This is a genomic window from Pseudarthrobacter sp. NPDC092202, assembly GCF_044755505.1.
Taxonomy (GTDB): domain Bacteria; phylum Actinomycetota; class Actinomycetes; order Actinomycetales; family Micrococcaceae; genus Arthrobacter.
Genome location: NZ_JBIVRG010000010.1, coordinates 1 through 20,681 on the forward strand (window position 1 = coordinate 1; position 20,681 = coordinate 20,681).

A 20,681-nucleotide genomic window follows, 5' to 3' on the forward strand; every position below is an offset into this window, starting at 1 on the left:
CCACGGGGTGGCGGACCTGGCCAAAACAACCAATCAATAAAACAATTGGTATCAACAAACTTGGCACACTATTGAGTTCTCAAACAACAGACACATTCGAATATTCCCGAAACAATTCAATTCAATGAATTCGTATTCCGTATTTCTTCGCTGCGATGTTTCAATCTTATTTCATTCATTTTCACTTTGCAAATCCGGGTTGTTTTCCCGGAATTCACTCAGTGGAATGAATCCGCCCATCAGAAATTGAAGCAATTCTCCGCTTTGCGTTTCCGCACATGGTGAATTTGCTTCACTTTTTGGTGGGGGTTGGTCGCTATTTTTCCGCTTCAGCGGCGGCGACTCAGAAAACATTACACGCTCCCCCGCGGCCGTGCAAATCGGCTGCGGAGGAGCGTGCAGGTGGCTATGTAGAGCGGCGGAAGACCTAGGGAACCAAGACCTCCACGGTGGCCAGGTTCTTCTTTCCCCGGCGCAGAAGCAGGTACTGCCCATGCAGCAGTTCGGACTCTGGAATCACCGCTTCGGGGTCGGACACCTTCTCGTTGTTGACGTAGGCACCGCCTTCACCAACGGTGCGCCGGGCAGCCGACCTGCTGTCGGACAAACCGGAAGCAACCAGCAGGTCCACAATTCCCATCTCATCCACCTGCACGGTGGCGGAGGGCAGCTCCGAGGTTGCCGCCTGGAGCGTGGGCTTGTCCAGGGCGGTGAGGTCACCGTTCCCGAAAAGCGCGGCGGATGCCGCGATGACCTTTTCCGTGGCTTCCACACCGTGAACAAGGGACGTCACCTCGTAGGCAAGCTTCCGCTGGCCTTCACGGGTGAACGGCCGGTCCGCCACAGCAGCGGAAAGCTCCTCGATCTCAGCCCTGCTAAGGAAGGTGAAGACCTTCAGCCGGTTCACAACGTCAGCGTCCGCGGTGTTGACCCAGAACTGGTAGAAGGCATACGGGCTGCACATGCCGGCGTCCAGCCAGATGGCGTTGCCCTCGCTCTTGCCGAATTTCGTGCCGTCAGCGTTGGTGATCAGTGGTGTTCCGAGGGCGTGCACGCTCTTGCCCTCCACCTTGCGGATCAGCTCCGTGCCGCTGGTGAGGTTGCCCCACTGGTCCGAGCCGCCGGTCTGCAGTACGCAGCCGTAGTCCCGGTACAGCTGGAGGTAGTCCATGCCCTGGAGGATCTGGTAGCTGAATTCGGTGTAGCTGATGCCCTCATCCGAGCTCAGCCTTGAGGCCACTGCATCCTTGCGGAGCATGGTTCCCACACGGTAGTGCTTGCCCACTTCACGCAGGAAGTCGATGGCGCTCAGGGGCGCCGTCCAGTCCAGGTTGTTGACCATCCGGGCCGCGTTGTCCCCCTCGAAGCTGAGGAACCGGCGGACCTGGGCTTGAAGGTAGCCCACCCACTCGGCCACGGTGTCCTTGGTGTTCAGGGTCCGCTCGGCTGTGGGACGGGGGTCCCCGATCATGCCGGTTGAGCCGCCCACAAGCCCGAGGGGCTTATGGCCGGCCAGTTGCAGCCGGCGCATGAGGAGCAGCTGGACCAGGTTTCCCAGGTGGAGGCTCGGCGCGGTGGGATCGAACCCGCAATAGTACGTAACCGGCCCGCCTGCGAGGAGTTTTTCAAGCTCTGCCTCGTCGGTGGACACGTGGACCAGGCCACGCCATTTCAGCTCCTGCCATACGTTGGCAAAAGTGGGGTCGTTCTGCTGCGATTCGAGGCTGTTGAGTTCTGGCACGCCTTCTAAGTTAGCAGTAGGCGGCGTGCCGGATCAGCGTTTGATGCCTGCCGGAACAGGTTCTGAAGCAATAAGCCGCAGCCGCTGGGTGGCCCGGGTCATCGCCACATACAGGTCCCCCACCTTGCCGTGCTCATGGTTGAGCATCATGGACGGCTCCAGCACCACAACGCCGTCGAACTCCAGCCCCTTGGCTTCGCGGGGGCTGATCACCACGATGTCCTGCTCGTAACTGCCGGCCCCGGTGCCCACACGGCGTCCATAGGCAGCCCGCAGCGCTGCCGTGGCCTCCGGCAGGAACTGCCCGTCGGCAATCACGGCGAGCAGGCCGCCGTCGAGCGCGTCCAGTTCCTCAGGCAGGACCTCAACAAGGCGGCTGACCACCTGGCCGGGATCCACCTCGTCGATGACGGGTGACCAGCGTCCTTCGCGGACGGCCTTCGGCGCCGAGACCACCAGTCCCGCTGCGTTGGCCATCCGGACGGCGGCCTCGGCGATCTGGGAAGGCGTGCGGTAGTTCACCGTCAGCTCTTCCAGCTGCCAGCGGTCCCCGAACATGGGAGCAAGCGCCCCCTGCCAGGAATTGGCGCCGGCAACAGAGCTGGTCTGCGCAATGTCCCCCACGATGGTGAAGGACTTCAACGGGCAACGGCGGACCAGGAGGCGCCACTGCATGGGTGAGAGCTCCTGCGCCTCATCCACCACGATGTGGCCGAAAGCCCACGTGCGGTCGCTGGTGGCGCGCTCGGCGGCGGTCTGCCGTGTTTCCTGTTCCTGGTTCTGCTCGGCCAGTTCCTCTGCCGACATCAGCGGATCGACGCCTGCGGCCTGCATGTTCACCAACGTCTGCTTGGCGTTGGCAAGGTCGCGGGCCCGGTCGTGCTCCTGCTGCGCCAGCCCGCGTCCCGCCGCCGGGTCCAGTTCGCCGAGCAGCTCGGCGGCCTCGTCCAGCAGCGGCACATCCGATTCGGTCCAGGGGGCGTCGGCGGGACGCTGCAGCAGCGCCCGCTCAGCCGGGGACATGTTGGGGGTACAGAATTCCAGTATGGCCGGCTTGCTGAAGAGCTCGGAAATCAGCTTCTCCGGCGTCATGGGCATCCAGCAGAGGTTGAGCGCAATGCGCACATCCCGCGCGGAACGGACATCCTCGGCGAGGTAGGAGCGGTCTGCGTTGTTGCCGATGTTCCCGGCTTCCACCAGCTCGGTCATTTGTTCAGTGAGTTCGCGCAGCAGGATCTTGACGAACGTCACGCGGGCCTCGTTGTGCGGCTTGCCGGTGGAGCGGGCACGCTCGCGGGCGCGGCGGACCTGGCGCGGAGTCAGCACCAGCTTGCGGCCGTCCACCTCCAGGATCCGGTCTTCCGCGGGAATCCGCTGGCGGTTGGCCACGGCGTTGGCCACCACGGTGGCCATGTCCAGGCGGCCCTTGATGGCGGCAACGTCGGCGTCCGGTTCCGGCACCGCGTGGATGCCTGGCATGAGGCGGCCCACGCTGGCCATCACGACGCCGGTCTCGCCCAGGGAGGGCAGCACCCTTTCGATGTACTTCATGAACGACGACGACGGGCCCACCAGCAGCACGCCGGCGGTCTTGAGCCGGTCGCGGTGGGTATAGAGCAGGTAGGCGGCACGGTGGAGGGCCACGGCGGTCTTGCCGGTGCCGGGTCCGCCCTGCACCACCAGGGCACCGGAGATGGAGGAGCGGATGATGCGGTCCTGCTCGGACTGGATGGTGCTGACGATGTCCGACATCCGGCCGGTGCGTTTGGAGTTCAGGGCAGCGAGGAGGGCGCCTTCGCCCTGCAGGGATTCGTTGTCCGCCAGCATCCCGGCGTCAAGGACGTCATCCTCGATGGCCTTGACCTCCCGGCCCTGCAGGATAAGGTGCCGGCGCCGGCGCACACCCTGCCGGTCAAAGGCCGTGGCCTGGTAGAAGTGGCCGGCTTCGGGCGCGCGCCAGTCCACCATGAGCCGCTGCAGGTCCTCGGTGGTGAGGCCAATGCGGCCAATGTACTGCGCTTCGCCGGAGTCCAGGTCCAGCCGGCCGAAGACCAGCCGGTCATCCACCGCGTCCAGCTGGGCGAGCCGGTCCTCGTAGAGGGCAGCGAACGCGTCGCGCTCGGAGACGTTCTGCATGGTGCCCACAGCCCCGGCCCGGCGGACCTGCGCCAGCTGGCGGCGCTTTTCCTCGCGCAGCTCTTCGAGCCGGGCGTACAGGCCGGCTACATAGTCGCGTTCGTGGGCCAAATCGGCGTCGAGCATTTAACGTTCCCCTATCGCAAAAGACAGACCTACCATTCTACAACCATTTCCGTTAACGCTTGTGAAACGTTGCAGGATCCGGTTTGGCCCCCCTTGGCTTGGCTGCCTTGTACTGGGAGACGGTAGGGTCGCCGGTGATCCAGAAGCGCCATGAGTACTGGTCTGTTCCTCCTGTGCCGGAGACCCCCACCCTTGGCCCGGAGCTCACCTTTCCCACGGGCCTGGGCGGAAGCGCCAGCCCGAACGGCGGCGCGAGTGCATCACGGCCGCTGTCCGCCGTCGTCAGGCCCAAGGCCTTGGCCAGCCGGGCAGGCCCCCTCGCAAGGTCGGCGGCACTTTTGGACGTGGTCCGGCGGTGCCGGGCAAGTTCAATCCCGTCCACGATCTCCCCTGCCCGCAGCAGCAGGGCCGACGCCGTTCCTTCCGGACCGCACACGATGTTCGTGCAGTGGTGCATCCCGTAGGTGAAATAGACGTACAGGTGGCCCGCAGGGCCGAACATAGGGGCGTTGCGCGGCGTGGGCCCGCGGTAGGTGTGCGACCCGGGATCCGGGTGCAGGGAATCCTCGGGCCCCAGGTAGGCCTCCACTTCGGTGAGCCGGACGGACACCGCACCGTCCCTGGAGTCATGGGTCAGGACGGCGCCCAGCAGCAGCGGCGCCAACTGGCGGGCGTCTCCGGAAAGGAACTCCCGCAGCGGCTGGCCGGCCCCCAGCGGATTTCTGTTCATGGCCAGACTCTATCCAACGCCGGCGCCGCCCCTCACCTATTTGACACCCCACGGCCGTGTCCGATTTCCGCTAGCCGATACACCGGAGGGCTGGCACGATGGAGGAATGGACTTCTGGCAGCGCTACCGGGCGATCGACGCCCGGGACACCCGGTTCGACGGGCAGTTCTACACTGCCGTCCGGACCACGGGCATCTACTGCCGCCCGTCCTGCCCAGCCAGGACTCCGAAGGCTTCCAACGTCACGTTTTATGAAACTTCCGCAGCAGCGCACGACGCCGGCTACCGGGCCTGCAAGCGGTGCCTTCCGGAGGCGGTTCCCGGCACCCCCGCCTGGAACCTTCGCCAGGACATTGCCGGGCGCGCCATGCGGTTGATCAGTGACGGCGTGGTTACCAGGGACGGCGTTGACGGTCTGGCGGCCCGCCTGGGCTATTCGTCCCGCCAGCTCAACCGCATCCTCAGCCAGGAGCTTGGGGCGGGACCGCTCTCGCTGGCCCGGGCAGGCCGCGCACAGACTGCCCGGACCCTGCTGGTCTCCACCTCCATGAAGCTCGCAGACGTTGCCTTTGCGGCCGGCTTCAGCAGCGTCCGCCAGTTCAACGAGACCATGGCGGAAGTTTTTGGGATGACCCCCACCGCGCTCCGCACCGCGAGGCATCCGAAAGCCACCGCCAGTTCCACCGCCCTCACCCTCAACCTCCCCTACCGTGAACCTTTCGACCCCGGCGTCTTCACCTTCCTGGCCGTCCGGGCCATCCCCGGGATTGAAGCAGGAACGGCCGCCTCCTATGCCCGCACGCTGCGGCTGCCCCAGGGTGATGCCAGGTTCCAGGTGGATTACGACGCCGGCGCTCCAGGCCGGCCGTTGACCCTCACCATCGGCGCGGTGGACCTTAGGGACCTGCCGGCCTTGTTAAGCCGGGTGCGGCGGCTCTTTGACCTGGACGCTGATCCGGTGGCCATCGACACTGCACTGGCAGGGGATGCCAGGCTCGCGCCCGTTGTGGCGGCCGCTCCGGGAATCAGGATGCCTGGTGCAGTGGATCCCGCGGAAATGCTGATCCGGGCTATGGCCGGACAGCAGGTCACCGTGGCAGCGGCGCGGACCGCCCTCAGCCAACTGGCCGTCGTCGGACGTCCAAGCCGAAGCCCCGGCGAGGGCCTGGACCGGATGTTTCCCACCCCCGCCGAGATCGCCGGCGGAGGGTCCGCCGTCCTGCGGGGACCGCAACGGCGGATCGCGGCCCTCCTCGCGGCGGCTTCCGCGATGGCGGACGGCGGGCTCGACTTTGGCTATGGTGACAGCCCGGAAAGCCTGGCCGGCAAGCTTCTCCCCCTGCCCGGCGTGGGACCATGGACCACGGGGTACCTGGCCATGCGCGTCCTTGGCGCCCCGGACGTTTTCCTCGCCAACGACGCAGCCGTGCGGAACGGGATCCGTGCCCTCGCGGCGGAGGCCACAACGTCCACCCCGGACTTCCGGGAAGTGAGCCCGTGGCGCTCGTACGCCACCATGCACCTGTGGCGGGCGGCAGCCCATGCCCCGCCCGGCAAGCGCAAGGACACAACCTCGGTACGTCCACAACAAAACGCCAGACCAGCAGAGAAAGCGACCCGATGAAGGCCCAACTGCTTCAGATGACCACCCCGGACGGCCCGTTCACCGTCATTGCCCAGGACGGCGTCGTGCTCTCCAGCGGCTGGACGGGCAACCCCGGCGAGCTGACCGGCCAGATCCATCCGTCCTTGCGGCCCGTCACGCTGGAAACGGTCAGCGGACTGGGAGAAATCTCATCGGCCGTGGAAGCCTTCTACGCCGGTGACCCCGCACCGGCGATGGGCGTTCCCGTGCGGCAGGTGTCAGGACCTTTCCGGGCCCATGCCTGGGATGTCCTGCGGCTGGTGCGGCCGGGTCAGCCCGTCACCTATATCCAGTACGCGGAGCTCGCCGGCAACCCCAAAGCGGTGCGGGCAGCCGCCAGCGCCTGCGCCTTCAATGCCGCCGCACTGTTTGTGCCCTGCCACCGGGTGATCCGGACTGACGGCTCCTTGGGCGGTTTCCGCTGGGGGCTTCCCATCAAGCAGAGCCTGCTGGCGCGCGAAGCCGCTTAGGCCTTCGAACCGCTCCTGCCGGCTGCGGGGGTTCCGGAAGGCCACGGCAGCAGCTCGGGCAGGTTCACGCCGTCAGCTGCGGCCGAGGCCCTCAGGCTGCCCAGCGTCGGCTCGCGGCCGGCGAGCCAGGCTGCGATATCGGTGATCATGCCGCTGATGACAGTGGACCGGTTGCCACTGCCAATGCTGACCGGCTGGAGTCCCAGAGGCTGCAGCACCAGCTTGTCGTCCGGCTGGACCCTGGCCGCCAGAAAATCGAAGAGGTGCTCGCAGAACGGCCGGCTCCAGGTTTCCGGACCCCTCCCCGTCAGCAGGTCCGACGCGTGGATGACCAGTTCCCGCCACAGCGCCAGTCCGCCGTCCAGGACCACGCCCCCGCGGAAGGTGATGGGGGCGTACCAGCCGGTCCGGTTCGCCGCTGAGTCCTTGACGCCGGGCAGCGCGTCGAAGGCTCGAAGCGTCCGGTCCAGTGCGGCGGTGAGGTCGGCGAGGTGGGTGGCGGCGTCGTGGCCCGCCGCCATGTCAATGGCCTTGTTCCGGCCTTCCATGCCGCCGTCGTAAAGCTCCACGGCGTCTCCGCGCGCAGCGTACTCAAGCTGCCGGGCCATGGCGTTGGAGATCCCGGTGAGATGGGCAAGGACGTGCCCCCGAGTCCAGCCGGGCAGGGCGGAGGGCGCCTTGGCATCTTCATCGCTGAACCGCGCAGCGTCGGCGGCAACGTTCTCCGCGGCTTTGTGGAGCGCAGGGAGCAGTTCGTCTGGTGCGGGAGCTGTCATGGCGACAGCCTAACCCAGGGGTGAGCCGTCGGGACCGACGCGGTGCCGGACATGGTTGCCGTCGTGGCTGGCCTGCCAGAACTCGATCTCGGCGGGCCGGAGGGCGTAGAGCTGCCAGTGCGGGTTGATGCTGCCGTCCGCCCGGGGCCGCTCGGCCCAGTCACGCGCGGAGGCCTCGGCGGAGAGTTCGACGACGGCCCCGGCAATGCGGACCTGCCTGCCTTGGGAGGGCCAGTAGAAAGTCATGGCAGCATGCGGGTTGGCGCCCAGTTCCCTGCCCTTGCGTGAGGTGCGGGACGTCGCGAAGTGCCAGCCGTCGTCGTCAATGTTCTTCAGGATCAGCATCCTGGACGACGGTTTGCCATCGCCGCCCGCCGTGGCCAGGCTGCACGCATGCGGCTGCCGCTCCCCCGCCGCCAGCGCCTCGCCCAGCCATTGCTTGAACAGCTGAGCAGGATCCTTGGGGGCGCTCTCCGGGTCGAAGCCCGGCAGCGATTCGGGAAAGTCGGGAAGCGTGCGGAGGAACTTTCGGAACGTTTCGCTCATGTGCCCAGCTTAAACGCCGCGAGATGGCATTTCACGGCAGTGTTGATGAACAGCATTGCCGCGAAGTGCCATCTCGCGCGGAGGATGGGTTACCCCGCGTACTCCCGAACGCCGGCAAGCTCGGCTTCCAGCGCAACCAGCTGGCGTTCAACGGCGGCGGGCGCGGTTCCGCCCTGGGAGTTGCGGCTGTTGAGTGAGCCCTCCGTGGACAGGACGGTGCGGACCTCCGGCGTGAGGTGCTCCGAGATGGCCGCGTACTCTTCATCCGTCAGGTCCCACAGCTCCACGCCGCGGGATTCTGCCTGCTTCACGGCAGCACCGGAGAGCTCGTGGGCTTCCCGGAACGGAACACCCTGGCGGACAAGCCATTCGGCGATGTCCGTGGCCAGCGCGAAGCCCTGCGGTGCCAGCGATTCCATCCGTTCGGTGTTGAACTTCAGGGTGGCGATCATGCCCGAGACTGCCGGGAGCAGGAGCTCCAGGGTGTCGGCGGCGTCGAACACCGGTTCCTTGTCCTCCTGCAGGTCGCGGTTGTACGCCAGCGGCAGGCCCTTAAGCGTGGCCAGCAGCCCGGTCAGGTTGCCGATCAGGCGGCCTGCCTTGCCGCGGGCCAGTTCAGCCACATCCGGGTTCTTCTTCTGCGGCATGATGGACGAGCCCGTTGAGTAGGAATCGTGCAGCGTGACGAAGGAGAACTCCTTGGTGGCCCAGAAGATGACTTCCTCCGAGATCCGGGACAGGTCCACCCCGATCATGGAGCACACCCAGGCGAACTCGGCGAAGACGTCGCGCGAGGCGGTGCCGTCGATCGAGTTGTGGGAGGCGGAGAAGAAGCCCAGGTCCGCGGCCACCGCTTCCGGGTCCAACCCCAAGGACGAGCCGGCGAGGGCTCCGGACCCGTAGGGCGAGACGCCGGCCCGCTTGTCCCAGTCCTGGAGTCGCTGCACGTCGCGCAGCAGCGCCCAGGCATGGGCCAGCAGGTGGTGGCTGAGCAGGACGGGCTGGGCGTGCTGCAGGTGGGTGCGGCCGGGCATGGCAACACCGTGGTGCGCCCTGGCCTGCTCCACCAGGGCATCCACCGTAGCCAGGACACCGCGGGCGATGATCCGGGCATGGTCCCGCAGGAACATGCGGCCGAGGGTGGCCACCTGGTCGTTCCGGGACCGGCCTGCGCGGAGCTTGCCGCCCAGCTGGGTTCCCGCGCGCTCGATCAGGCCGCGCTCCAGCGAACCGTGGACGTCCTCATCGGACTCCGCCGGCAGGTAGGCGCCGGAGGCCACGTCCTCGTCCAGCTGCGTCAGCGCTGCCAGCATGCCGTCCAGCTCAGCGTCGTCCAGCAGCCCGGCCTTGTGCAGCACTCGGGCGTGCGCCTTGGAGCCGGCGATGTCGTAGCGGGCCAGCCGCCAGTCGAAGTGCGTGGACTTGCTCAGCGCCGCGAGGGCATCTGCGGGACCGCCGGCGAACCGGCCGCCCCACAGCGCACCCGCATTTGTTGCTTCGGTCTTTGGCTCAGCCACCGGGGCTACTTTCCTGCGACGCGGATATCGCGGCCGGAGGCAACCTTGGCGGACATGCCCCACAGCTCGATGAAGCCGCGCGCCATGGACTGGTCGAAGGTGTCGCCGGTGTCGTAGGTGGCCAGGTTGAAGTCGTAGAGCGAGGTGTCCGAACGGCGGCCGTTGACGATGGCCTGGCCGCCGTGCAGGGTCATCCGGATGTCTCCGGAGACGTACTTCTGGGTGTCCTCGATGAAGGCGTCCAGGGAGCGCTTCAGCGGCGAGAACCACTGGCCGTCGTACACCAGCTCGGACCAGCGCTGGCCAACGGTGGCCTTGAAGCGGGCCTGCTCGCGCTCCACGGTGATGTCCTCGAGGTGCTTGTGGGCCGTGATGAGGGCCATGGCGCCGGGAGCCTCGTAGATTTCGCGGGACTTGATGCCCACCAGGCGGTCCTCGACGACGTCGATGCGGCCCACACCCTGGGCACCGGCACGGCGGTTGAGTTCCTTGATGGCCTGCAGCGGGGTGACCTTGACGCCGTCGATCGCTACCGGGATGCCGGCTTCGAAGGAGATGACCACCTCGTCCGGTGCCGGCGGGAACTCCGGGGTGGCGGTGTAGTCGTAGATGTCCTTGGTGGGGGCGTTCCAGATGTCCTCGAGGTAGCCGGTTTCCACGGCACGGCCCCAGACGTTCTGGTCGATGGAGTACGGGTTCTTCTTGGTGGTCTCGATCGGCAGGCCCTTTTCCTCGGCGAAGGCAATGGCCTTGTCGCGGGTCAGCGCCAGGTCGCGGACCGGGGCGATGCACTTCAAATCGGGGCCGAGGGTCTGGATGCCCACTTCAAAGCGGACCTGATCGTTGCCCTTGCCGGTGCAGCCGTGGGCCACTGTGGTGGCGCCGAATTCGCGGGCAGCCTTGACCAGGTGCTTGACGATGACCGGGCGGGAGATGGCGGACACCAGCGGGTAGTGGCCCTGGTAGAGGCCGTTGGCCTTCAGCGTGGGCATGCAGTATTCGTTGGCGAACTCGTCGGAGGCGTCGGCCACGTAGGCTTCGACGGCGCCGCAGCCGAGGGCGCGCTGGCGGATGGTCTCCAGGGACTCGCCGCCCTGCCCGACGTCGACCGCCACGGCGATGACCTCGGCGCCGGTGGCTTCACCGATCCAGCCGATGGCTACTGAGGTGTCCAGGCCGCCCGAGTAGGCGAGCACAATGCGTTCAGTCACTTCGAATGCTCCTTGTAATTGGGGTTTGTTGATGTTGTCTTCAAGCTTATTGCCCGGCTTCTTCAGCCAGCTGCAGGAACCTGGCGGCGAGGTCCTGGCCGCCCTGCGGGTCCCGGGCCACCAGCAGCACGGTGTCGTCCCCGGCAATGGTGCCCAGGATGGACGGCATCACCGAATGGTCGATGGCCAGTGCCAGGAAGTTTGCCGCCCCGGGCGGGGTGCGGAGCACGGCGATGTTGGCCGAGGCCTCCGCGGTGACCAGCAATTCGCTGCACAGCCGGGCCAGCCGGGCGTCCAGGATCTCCTGGCTCACCCCGCTCCTGGCAGCCCGCTCACCGCCCTCGCCGGGCACGGCGTATACCAGCACGCCCTCCTTGCCGCGGACCCGGACAGCGCCGAGTTCCACGAGGTCCCGCGACAGCGTCGCCTGGGTGACCTGCACGCCGTCGTCCGCCAGCAAGGCGGCCAGCTCCGCCTGGGAACGCACGGACTCCCCCGTCAGGATGGCGGTGATGCGCGCCTGGCGGGCTGTCTTGGTCGCCGGGCTGGAGCCCGGCGACGCCGGTTGGGCGGACACTAGAACGTGCTCTCCCCGGTGCCTTCAACGGGTGCGAGCCCGTCAACGAAGGCCAGGCCGGAACGGTGCATCAGCCAGGCCATCAGGGCCTTCTGGGCGTGCAGCCGGTTTTCGGCCTCGTCCCAGACGATGGACTGCGGCCCGTCGATGACGCCGGCAGAGATTTCGTAGCCGCGGTAGGCGGGCAGGCAGTGAAGCACGACGGCGTCTTCCGCAGCCTGTGCCATGGCGGCCTCGTCCACGGCGTAGTCCCGGAACAGCTGCATCCGGGCTTCCTTTTCCGCTTCCTGCCCCATGGACACCCACGTGTCTGTGGCAACGACGTCGGCCCCTTTCAAAGCCTCCGCAGCGTCAGTGGTGATAAGCACGGACCCGCCGGTCTCTGCCGCGCGTTCCTCGGCTGCGGCCACGATGTCCGCGGCCGGGAGGTAGCCCTCCGGCCCGGCGATCCGCACGTGCATCCCGGCCGTGACACCGGCCAGCAGGTAGGAATTGGCCATGTTGTTGGCGGCGTCCCCCAGGTAGCTCATGGTGAGGCCCTTGAGTTCGCCCTTATGCTCCATGACGGCCAACAGGTCCGCCAGCAGCTGGCAGGGGTGGTAGTCGTCGCACAGGGCGTTGATCACGGGAACCCTGGAGTTCTCCGCCATCGCCACGAGGCCGGCGTGCGCGCCGGTCCGCCAGACGATGGTGGAGACCATCCGCTCCAGGACCCTGGCGGTGTCCTCCACGGATTCCTTGTGTCCGATCTGCGCCTCGCCGGGGTTGATGATCAGGGCGTTGCCGCCCAGGTCCGCGATCCCCGTGGCGAACGAGACCCGGGTCCGGGTGGAGGTTTTGTCGAAGATGACGGCCACTGTCTTGCGGCCGCTGCCCTCGGCGGCATACGGCTGGACGCTGTAGGGGGCCGCCTTCATCCGGGCTGCGAGGTCAAGTACCTCGGCCTGTTCGGCGGGGCTGAGGTCCGTGTCCTTGAGGAAGTGCCGGGTGGTGCTGGCTGCTGGGGTCACTGGGCGTCCTTAGCTGCTTGGAGGATTGCCGGGAAGGCGTCGAGGAAGGAGTCTGCCTGGGCCGTGGTCAGGACCAGCGGCGGCGCAAGGCGGATGGTGCGGGGCCCGGGGCTGTTGACGATGAACCCCGCGTCAAGGCCGGCCTGCACAACGCCCGGGGCAACCTCCGCGTCAAGGTCGAAGCCGATGAGGAGGCCTTCCCCGCGGACCTCGGTGACCCCTGGAATTCCGGCCAGGCCGGCCCGCAGGTACTGGCCTACTGCCGCTGCATTGGCCAGCACGTGCTGGCTTTCGATGGCGTGCAGGGTGGCGAGGGCGGCCGCCGTTGCCACCGGGTTTCCGCCGAACGTGGTGCCGTGCTGGCCCGCAGCCAACAACGACGACGTCTCCGGGCCATAGGTGATCAGGGCACCGATCGGGAAGCCGCCGCCCAGGCCCTTGGCCAGGGTGACAGCGTCGGGCATGATTCCGGCGTCCTCGCTGGCCAGCCACTTTCCGGTACGGCCGATGCCGGTCTGCACCTCGTCGAGGATCAGCAGCGCTCCCACCCGGGCGGTGAGCTCGCGGGCCGCCCGAAGGTATCCGGGCGGCAGGGGCCGCACCCCCGCCTCGCCCTGGATGGGCTCCAGGAAGACGGCCGCCACGGTCTCGTCCACGGCGTCCTTCAGCGCCTCCACGTCACCGAAGGGGATGTGGACGACGCCGCCGGGCAGCGGCTCGAACGGCGCGCGGTAGGCCTCTTTGGCGGTCAGGGCGAGGGCGCCCATGGTCCGGCCGTGGAAGGCCCCTTCGAGGGCGATGATCCTGGTCCGCCTGGCGCCGCTGCCGCCGGTATTGCGGCGGGCCAGCTTGAAGGCGGCCTCGTTGGCTTCGGTGCCGGAGTTGGTGAAGAACACCTTGGAACCAGCGGGGGCGTCGGTGATGGCCAGCAGCTTTTCGGCCAGCGCTATCTGGGTGGGGCTGGTGAAGAAGTTGGAGACGTGGCCAAGGGTGGCCAGCTGGCTGGAAATCACGGACGTGACGAACGGGTTGGCATGGCCCAGCGCGTTGACGGCGATGCCTCCAAGCAGGTCGAGGTACTCCTTGCCGTCGGCGTCCCAGACCAGGCAGCCGGCACCGCGGACCAGGACCCGCTGCGGGGTGCCGAACACGCCCATGAGGGAGCTGGAGTACCGGGCGAGCCACTCGGATCCGCTTCCGGTTCCGGTCATCACGGAAGCCTTGGCGTCCGTTTCGCCCGCCGGGCCCAGGTCGACAGCGTCGTTCATGAATTCGTCTCCTCGTCGGGAACCACCTGGGTGCCGATGCCCGCGGTGGTAAAGGTTTCGAGCAGCATGGAGTGCGCCAGCCGCCCGTCCACAATGTGCGCGCGCTCCACGCCGCCGTCGATGGCCTTGAGGCAGGCCTCCATCTTGGGGATCATGCCGGATTCCAGCGAGGGCAGGAGCCCGCGCAGGTCCGAGGCCTTCAGGGAGGAGATCAGCGAGGACTTGTCCGGCCAGTTTGCATAGAGGCCTTCGACGTCGGTGAGGATCACCAGTTTGGAGGCCCCGAGCGCTTCGGCCAGGGCTGCGGCGGCGGTGTCCGCGTTGACGTTGAGCACCTGCCCCGTGGTCTGGACGCTGCCGTCGGCTGCGAAGCCGTTGGCGTCGATCTCCGGGGCCACCGTGGAGATCACGGGGATGCGGCCGGCGGCGAGGATGTCCAGGATGCCTTCCGGGTTCACGCCCACCACTTCGCCCACCAGGCCCAGGTCCACCTCTTCGCCGTCGATGACCGTGCCGGTGCGCACGGCGCGCAGCAGCCCGCCGTCCTCACCGGACATGCCCACGGCATAGGGGCCATGGGAGTTGATCAGCCCAACGAGTTCGCGGCCCACCTGGCCGGTGAGGACCATGCGCACCACGTCCATGGCTTCGGGAGTGGTGACCCGCAGGCCGCCCTTGAACTCGGACTCGATGCCCAGCCGGGCCAGCATGGAGTTGATCTGGGGGCCGCCTCCATGCACCACCACGGGGTGGATGCCCACGTGGTGCAGGAAAACGACGTCTTCGGCGAAGGCACGGCGCAGCTCGTCGTTGACCATGGCGTTGCCGCCGTACTTGATCACCATGGTGGTGCCGGCAAAGCGCTGGATCCAGGGCAGCGCCTCGATCAGCGTGCCTGCCTTGCTTTGGGCGTCAAGCATGGACGTGGTTTCGCGGGTGCGGGTGTTCATCAGGGATTTTCTCCAGGTTTGCCGGGCGCCGGTGGGCCCGGCTCAAATGGTCTGTCAGCTCGAGTAGGCGCTGTTCTCGTGCACGTAGTCGTGGGTCAGGTCGTTCGTCCAGATGGTGGCCTCGGCGTTGCCGGCCTGGAGGTCGATTTCCACCAGGACCTCGCGCGGTTCCAGGTCCACCAGGCCGCGGTCGTCGCCGATGCTGCCGTTGCGGCAGATCTGGACGCCGTTCATGGCCACGTTGAGCTGGTCGGGTTCGAAGACGGCGTCGGTGGTGCCCACCGCGGACAGCACCCGGCCCCAGTTGGGGTCCTTGCCGAAGATGGCGGCCTTGAAGAGGTTGGAGCGGGCCACGGAGCGGCTGACGGTTTCGGCGTCCGCTTCGCTGGCGGCGTTGAAGGTGCGGATGGCGATGTCGTGGCTGGCACCTTCGGCATCGGCGATCAGCTTCCGGGCCAGTTCGGCGCAGACCTGGGTCAGGCCGGCAGCGAAGGCCTCGGCCGACGGCACGGCGCCTGAGGCGCCGGAGGACAGCAGGACCACGGTGTCGTTGGTGGACATGCAGCCGTCCGAGTCTGCCCGGTCGAACGTGACCCGGGTGGCGTCCCGGAGGACGACATCCAGCAGTTCCGAATCGACTGCCGCATCCGTGGTGAGGACCACCAGCATGGTGGCCAGGCCGGGAGCCAGCATGCCCGCACCCTTGGCAATCCCGCCAATGGCGAATTCCTCGCCATCGGCATCGGTGCCGATGAACAGCGCCGCTTTGGGAACGGAGTCGGTGGTCATGATGGCGGTCGCTGCCTCGGGGCCGCCGTCGGCGCTCAGCGCGGCAGCCGCAGCCTCCACGCCGGGAAGGATCTTGTCCATGGGCAGCTGCTCGCCGATCAGGCCGGTGGAACATACAAAAACATCCGTGGCGGAGATGTCCAGGACCTTGGCCACCTTTTCGGCGGTGCTGTGCGTGTTCTGGAAACCGGCCGGCCCGGTGCAGGCGTTGGCTCCGCCGGAGTTGAGAACCACCGCGTCCACGCGGCCGTCCGAGACGACTTGGCGTGACCAGTGCACAGGCGCGGCGGCTACCCGGTTGCTGGTGAAGACGGCGGCGGCGGCCTTGGACGGGCCGTCATTGACTACCAGGGCAAGGTCCGGTTTGCCGGAGGCTTTGAGTCCGGCTGTGACGCCGGCGGCCCGGAATCCACGGGGGGCGGTAACGGTCACGGGGCAACTCCCTGCAGGTCGAGGCCGGCGGTTTCCGCCAGGCCGAGGGCAACGTTCATGGACTGGACGGCGCCGCCGGCGGTCCCTTTGGTGAGGTTGTCGATGGCGCAGGTGACGATCACCCGGCCGGTGTGGGAGTCGAACGCCAGCTGCATGGCGGCGTGGTTCGACCCCTGCACGGACTTGGTGGCGGGCCACTGGCCTTCCGGGAGGACGTGCACGAACGGTTCGTCGTCGTACGCGTCGGTCCAGGCCTGGCGCAGCTGCTCCTCCGTGGTGCCGGCTTTGACCTTCGCCGTTGCGGTGGTGAGGATGCCCCGGCTCATGGGTGCCAGGGTGGGCGTGAAGGACACGGTGACCTGTTCGCCCGCGGCATTGGACAACCCCTGTTCGATCTCGGGGGTATGCCGGTGGCCGCCGCCAACACCGTAGGGGCTCATGGAGCCCATGACTTCTGAACCGATGAGGTTCACTTTGGCGGCCTTGCCCGCGCCGGAGGTGCCGGAGGCAGAGACAATGACGACGTCGTCGGGCTGGAGGAGCCCGGCGGCGAACCCGGGCGCCAAAGCCAGCAGGGCCGACGTCGGGTAGCAGCCGGGCACGGCAATGCGGTTGGCGCCCTTGAGGGCTTCGCGCTGGCCCGGGAGCTCCGGCAGGCCGTAGGGCCAGGTGCCGGCGTGGGCGGAACCATAAAACTTTTCCCAGGCCGCCGGGTCCTCCAGCCGGTGGTCTGCGCCGGCATCGATGACGACGGTCCCTGCCGGAAGCTGGGCTGCAATCTCCGCGGAGGCGCCGTGCGGCAGGGCCAGGAAGACGACGTCGTGGCCGGACAGGTTGTCCACCGTGGTGTCCTCAAGGATGCGGCTTGCCAGCCCGTGCAGGTGGGGCTGCAGTTCGCCGAGCCGGGAACCGGCATTGCTGTGGGCCGTGATGGCTCCAATGGTGACGCCAGGATGCCCGGCCAGGAGGCGCAGGACTTCTCCCCCGGCGTATCCGCTGGCACCGGACACTGCTACAGAAATAGTCATGACCACCACCATACAGCAAAAGTATTCACTCATGCCGATATTTATGCATACAGCGGAAGGTGCCCGCTATGGGGCTTCCGTGGACTGTCCCTAGGATGGTGGCAGCAGCCGGAGCCGGAAACGCCGGGACCGGGAAAGGTGAGCAATGACCCACGCAATCGTCGCACGTCAGGCAGGCGGACCGGAAGTCCTTACCTACGAGGACATCGAACGCCCTGTCCCGGGGCCTGGCCAGCTCCTGGTGAAGGTGGGGGCAGCGGGCGTTAACTTCATCGACACCTACAAGCGCAGCGGCACCTACAAGGTCCCCTTCCCGTTCACCCCCGGATCAGAAGCCGCAGGCACCGTTGAAGCAGTGGGCGACGCCGTCACGGGGTTTGTCCCGGGTGACCGGGTGGCCACGGCGGAGGGCATTAACTGCTACGCAGACTATGCGCTGGTTGACGAGGCCGCAGCCCTCCCGGTCCCGCAGGGCCTGGACGACCTGACGGCAGCCGCGCTGCCCCTGCAGGGCATCACCGCCCACTACCTGATGAACTCCACCTTCAAGGTGGAGCCCGGGCACACCGTCCTGCTGCACGCGGGCGCGGGAGGCGTGGGGCTGCTGCTGATCCAGCTGCTCAAGGCCCGCGGTGCGGAAGTCATCACCACAGTCTCCACGGACGCGAAGGAACAGCTGGCGCGCGAGGCCGGCGCCGACCATGTGCTGCGGTACGAAGGCTTCGCTGGGCGGGTCAGGGACATCACCAGCGGCACCGGCGCCGACGTGGTGTACGACGGCGTTGGGAAGGACACGTTCGACGGCTCGCTGGCCGCCCTGCGCGTCAGGGGAATGCTGGTCCTTTTCGGCGCTGCCTCGGGCCCGGTTCCGCCCGTGGATCCCCAGCGCCTGAATGCCGGCGGCTCGCTGTTCCTGACCAGGCCCACCATGGGGCACTACCTGAGGGACGCTGCGGAACGCCGCTGGCGCTCCGGCGAAGTATTCGCAGCGGCGGCGAACGGGAGCCTGAAGGTCCGCATCGGCGCCCGATACCCCCTGGTGCAGGCTGCCCAGGCACACCGCGACCTGGAAGGGCGGCGGACCACCGGAAAGGTCATCCTGGTTCCGTAGGGCAGCACCCGCATGGAAAGGTCCTCGCAGCCGTGTGGCTGCGGGGACCTTTCCTGTTGGTGCAGGTTTGCGGCTAGCGCTGGACGGCGCCGAAGCGCTCGGCCGCCAGGGCCACCGCGCCTTCACGTGCGGCTGATGCCTCGTCCGCCGTGAGGGTCCGGTCGTTGGCGCGGAACCGGAGACCGAACGCGAGGGACTTCTTGCCGTCCTCGATGCCCTTGCCTGCGTAGACGTCGAAGAGCGCCACGTCCTCCAGCAGTTCACCGGCACCTTCGCGCAGGGCCGCCAGGACGTCGTCGGCGGGGACTTCAGCAGGAACCACCAGCGCCACGTCCTGGGTGGCCACCGGGTACGTGGAGATGTGGCGCGCCACGATCACGTCCGGGGCGGCGTCGAACAGCGCGTCAGCATTGAGCTCCAGTGCCACCGAGCGGGCGGGCATGTCCGATGCCGCCAGCAGCTTGGGGTGCAGCTCACCGGCGTAGCCCACCACCTCACCATTGCGCAGTGACAACTGTGCTGCACGGCCGGGATGGAAAGCCTGGTGGCTGCCCTGGCTCACCAGGACCTCCACGCCCAGGACGTCGCCGGCAACCCGGGCAAGGTCCAGCGCGTCAGCCCAGTCCCAAGGCCGCGGCGCATGGCCGGCCACTGCCGGGGAGTCATGTCCCGTGAGCACTGCGGCGAGGTGGAACGGCTGCGCCGGGACGCCGTCGTACAGTCCGTCCAGTACCTCATCGGAGGGCTTGACGCCGAGCGGCGGGATGGAGGCAGTGCCCACCGTGCCGCCGGGCAGGAACACCAGGCCTGATTCGAAGAGTGCCAGGTCGCGGAAACCGCGCGAATGGTTCCGCTTGGCTACCTCGATGAGTCCGGGCAGGATGGACGTGCGCAGAAAGCCCTGTTCTTCGCTGATCGGGTTCGCGAGCTTGACCGCGGCCCTGTCCGCTCCTTGTTCGGCTACACCGAAGGTGTCGTTGGCCGCCTTGGACACGAAGGGGTAGGACAGGACTTCGGTGAGGCCTGCATCCGCCAGTGCCTGGATCAGGCGGCGGCGCTGCTGCTGCACCCGCGTCAGGCCGCGCCCGGGAGGCGCCACCGGAAGCGTCGCGGGAATCTTGTCGTAGCCCACCAGCCGGGCAATCTCCTCGGAGAGGTCCTCCTTGGTTTCCAAGTCGTTCCGCCAGCTGGGCGCCGTAACGGTCCAGCCGCCGTCGTTCTTCTCCACCGCCGCGCCAAGGTCCTCCAGGGACGTAACGATCTGCTCTTCGGTGAAGTCGATGCCGATGCGGGCGGCAGCGAAGGCCTCAGGCAGTTCGATGCTGACGGAGTCCGGGGCGGTCCCCACATCGGTTCCGGCCTGGTCCGCCGTTCCACCGGCCAGCTCGACGAGCAGGTCAACCACCCGCTGGGCGGCGATGCCGGCCACGTGCCAGTCCACGCCGCGCTCGAAGCGCTTGGACGCTTCAGACGGCAGCTTGTGGCGGCGCCGGGAACGGGCAATGGACACCTCGTCGAAGTGCGCAGCTTCAACCAGAACGGTCGACGTCGAATCCCCCACCTCTGTTGCGGCGCCGCCCATCACTCCGGCGATGCCGATCGGCCCGGAGGCGTCCGTGATCAGCAGGTCCTCGGCGTCGAGCGCGCGTTCCTTGCCATCGAGGGTGGTGATCTTCTCACCGGCCAGGGCCCGGCGCACCACGATGTCCCCGGACAGCGTGTCCTGGTCGTAGCAGTGCGTGGGCTGGCCGAGTTCCAGCATCACGTAGTTGGAAATATCCACCGGCAGGGAGATGGAACGGATGCCGGCAAGGCGCAGCCGGGAAACCATCCACGGCGGCGTGGGCTTTGTGGCGTCCACGCCGCGGACGGTGCGGGCGACGAACCTGTCGCATCCGGGCTTGCCGTAGATGGGGGCATCGTCATTGATCTTGACGCCGTAACCGCCGGAAAGCTCCGCAGGAGCGGTAACGCGGGACGCGGGATCCGTGAAGGTGGTTCCGGTGGCGTGGGCGTACTCCCGGGCAACCCCGCGGATCGAGAACGCATAGCCACGGTCCGGCGTCACGTTGATTTCGGCAGCCTGGTCATAGAGGCCAAGGAGCTCCATGGCGTCAGTGCCGATTTCGGGATCCAGCCCGATGCGGGACAGCACCAGGATGCCGTCGTGGTCCTCGCCGATGCCCAGTTCGCGGACGGAGGCGATCATGCCCGCGGACAGGTGCCCGTAGGTTTTCCGCGCCGAGATGTGGAAGTCGCCCGGGAGCACGGCGCCCGGGAGGGTGACCACCACCTTGTCGCCCTCAACGAAGTTGTGGGCGCCGCAGATGATGCCCTGCACGCCGGAGGGGTCGATGCCGTCACCGGTGAGGGTCTGCTCCTGGCCTTCAGGAACCACCCGGACCTGGCACCAGTTGATGGTCTTGCCGTTGGTTTGGGGTTCCTTGACCAGGCTCAGGACCTGGCCAACCACGATGGGTCCCTGCAGGGTGTCCGTGGGACGGTGGACGTCCTCTTCTTCAAAACCGACCTTGACCAGCTCGGTCATGACGTCTTCCGCCGTTGCTCCGGCCGGTACTTCTGCGAATTCACGCAGCCAGGAAAGTGGGATACGCACT

18 protein-coding genes are annotated in these 20,681 nt (G+C 67.4%); 3 read left to right on the top strand and 15 right to left on the bottom strand.

Annotated features, from left to right (window positions below; all coding sequences use genetic code 11):
* Nucleotides 1-171: 171 nt before the first annotated feature.
* The 4 genes from ACIQF4_RS14700 to ACIQF4_RS14715 form a co-directional block, all read right to left on the bottom strand.
* Nucleotides 172-354, bottom strand: a complete 183-nt coding sequence (locus ACIQF4_RS14700) for a hypothetical protein (protein WP_400516554.1) — start codon at nucleotides 352-354, stop codon at nucleotides 172-174.
* Between the two features lie 73 nt (nucleotides 355-427).
* Entirely contained in the window at nucleotides 428-1,741 is a 1,314-nt protein-coding gene (gene tyrS, locus ACIQF4_RS14705) for a tyrosine--tRNA ligase (RefSeq protein ID WP_400516553.1), read from the bottom strand.
* 33 nt (nucleotides 1,742-1,774) lie between these two features.
* Nucleotides 1,775-4,003, bottom strand: a complete 2,229-nt coding sequence (locus tag ACIQF4_RS14710) for a HelD family protein (protein WP_400516552.1) — start codon at nucleotides 4,001-4,003, stop codon at nucleotides 1,775-1,777.
* A gap of 52 nt (nucleotides 4,004-4,055) precedes the next feature.
* Nucleotides 4,056-4,733 (bottom strand): DNA-3-methyladenine glycosylase, encoded by a 678-nt coding sequence (locus ACIQF4_RS14715; RefSeq protein WP_350004546.1) that lies wholly within the window; start codon nucleotides 4,731-4,733, stop codon nucleotides 4,056-4,058.
* Between the two features lie 106 nt (nucleotides 4,734-4,839).
* Between ACIQF4_RS14715 and ACIQF4_RS14720 the strand changes: the two genes are divergently transcribed.
* Both ACIQF4_RS14720 and ACIQF4_RS14725 read left to right on the top strand, forming a co-directional pair.
* Complete coding sequence (locus ACIQF4_RS14720) at nucleotides 4,840-6,357, top strand: AlkA N-terminal domain-containing protein (RefSeq protein ID WP_400579994.1); 1,518 nt, start codon at nucleotides 4,840-4,842, stop codon at nucleotides 6,355-6,357.
* Nucleotides 6,354-6,848 (top strand): methylated-DNA--[protein]-cysteine S-methyltransferase, encoded by a 495-nt coding sequence (locus ACIQF4_RS14725; RefSeq protein WP_400516549.1) that lies wholly within the window; start codon nucleotides 6,354-6,356, stop codon nucleotides 6,846-6,848. The genes ACIQF4_RS14720 and ACIQF4_RS14725 overlap by 4 nt, the downstream gene beginning before the upstream one ends.
* On the opposite strand, the gene ACIQF4_RS14730 is transcribed toward ACIQF4_RS14725, so the two are convergent.
* From ACIQF4_RS14730 to argC, 10 genes are all read right to left on the bottom strand, one after another.
* Nucleotides 6,845-7,624: a maleylpyruvate isomerase family mycothiol-dependent enzyme gene (locus ACIQF4_RS14730; protein ID WP_400516547.1), complete on the bottom strand. Its 780-nt coding sequence runs from the start codon at nucleotides 7,622-7,624 to the stop codon at nucleotides 6,845-6,847. The two genes, ACIQF4_RS14725 and ACIQF4_RS14730, sit on opposite strands and share 4 nt — an antisense overlap.
* 9 nt (nucleotides 7,625-7,633) lie before the next feature.
* A complete protein-coding gene (locus ACIQF4_RS14735; protein ID WP_400516545.1) occupies nucleotides 7,634-8,170 on the bottom strand; it encodes a pyridoxal 5'-phosphate synthase in 537 nt (178 codons plus the stop codon).
* 89 nt (nucleotides 8,171-8,259) lie between these two features.
* Entirely contained in the window at nucleotides 8,260-9,687 is a 1,428-nt protein-coding gene (argH, locus tag ACIQF4_RS14740; RefSeq protein WP_400516544.1) for an argininosuccinate lyase, read from the bottom strand.
* A 5-nt stretch (nucleotides 9,688-9,692) separates the two neighbouring features.
* A complete protein-coding gene (locus ACIQF4_RS14745; RefSeq protein ID WP_188732038.1) occupies nucleotides 9,693-10,898 on the bottom strand; it encodes an argininosuccinate synthase in 1,206 nt (401 codons plus the stop codon).
* Nucleotides 10,899-10,944: 46 nt separating this feature from the next.
* Complete coding sequence (locus ACIQF4_RS14750) at nucleotides 10,945-11,475, bottom strand: arginine repressor (RefSeq protein WP_174180327.1); 531 nt, start codon at nucleotides 11,473-11,475, stop codon at nucleotides 10,945-10,947.
* Nucleotides 11,475-12,485, bottom strand: coding sequence for an ornithine carbamoyltransferase (argF, locus tag ACIQF4_RS14755; RefSeq protein ID WP_400516542.1), 1,011 nt, complete (start codon nucleotides 12,483-12,485; stop codon nucleotides 11,475-11,477). The genes ACIQF4_RS14750 and argF overlap by 1 nt, the downstream gene beginning before the upstream one ends.
* Nucleotides 12,482-13,696 carry an acetylornithine transaminase gene (locus ACIQF4_RS14760; RefSeq protein ID WP_400516562.1) on the bottom strand — a complete coding sequence of 405 codons (1,215 nt, stop codon included), beginning with the start codon at nucleotides 13,694-13,696 and terminating at the stop codon, nucleotides 12,482-12,484. Before ACIQF4_RS14760 ends, argF begins: the two co-directional genes overlap by 4 nt.
* A 53-nt stretch (nucleotides 13,697-13,749) precedes the next feature.
* Nucleotides 13,750-14,703 carry an acetylglutamate kinase gene (gene argB, locus ACIQF4_RS14765; protein ID WP_350004559.1) on the bottom strand — a complete coding sequence of 318 codons (954 nt, stop codon included), beginning with the start codon at nucleotides 14,701-14,703 and terminating at the stop codon, nucleotides 13,750-13,752.
* Between the two features lie 54 nt (nucleotides 14,704-14,757).
* Entirely contained in the window at nucleotides 14,758-15,924 is a 1,167-nt protein-coding gene (gene argJ / locus ACIQF4_RS14770; RefSeq protein WP_350004561.1) for a bifunctional glutamate N-acetyltransferase/amino-acid acetyltransferase ArgJ, read from the bottom strand.
* On the bottom strand, nucleotides 15,921-16,952 hold the full coding sequence (gene argC / locus ACIQF4_RS14775) for an N-acetyl-gamma-glutamyl-phosphate reductase (RefSeq protein ID WP_400516540.1): 1,032 nt from the start codon (nucleotides 16,950-16,952) through the stop codon (nucleotides 15,921-15,923). The genes argJ and argC overlap by 4 nt, the downstream gene beginning before the upstream one ends.
* A gap of 145 nt (nucleotides 16,953-17,097) precedes the next feature.
* On the opposite strand from argC, the gene ACIQF4_RS14780 reads away from it, so the two are divergent.
* Nucleotides 17,098-18,063: a quinone oxidoreductase family protein gene (locus ACIQF4_RS14780; protein ID WP_400516539.1), complete on the top strand. Its 966-nt coding sequence runs from the start codon at nucleotides 17,098-17,100 to the stop codon at nucleotides 18,061-18,063.
* A gap of 73 nt (nucleotides 18,064-18,136) precedes the next feature.
* On the opposite strand, the gene pheT is transcribed toward ACIQF4_RS14780, so the two are convergent.
* On the bottom strand, nucleotides 18,137-20,680 hold the full coding sequence (gene pheT / locus ACIQF4_RS14785) for a phenylalanine--tRNA ligase subunit beta (RefSeq protein WP_400516537.1): 2,544 nt from the start codon (nucleotides 20,678-20,680) through the stop codon (nucleotides 18,137-18,139).
* Between the last annotated feature and the right edge of the window lies 1 nt (nucleotide 20,681).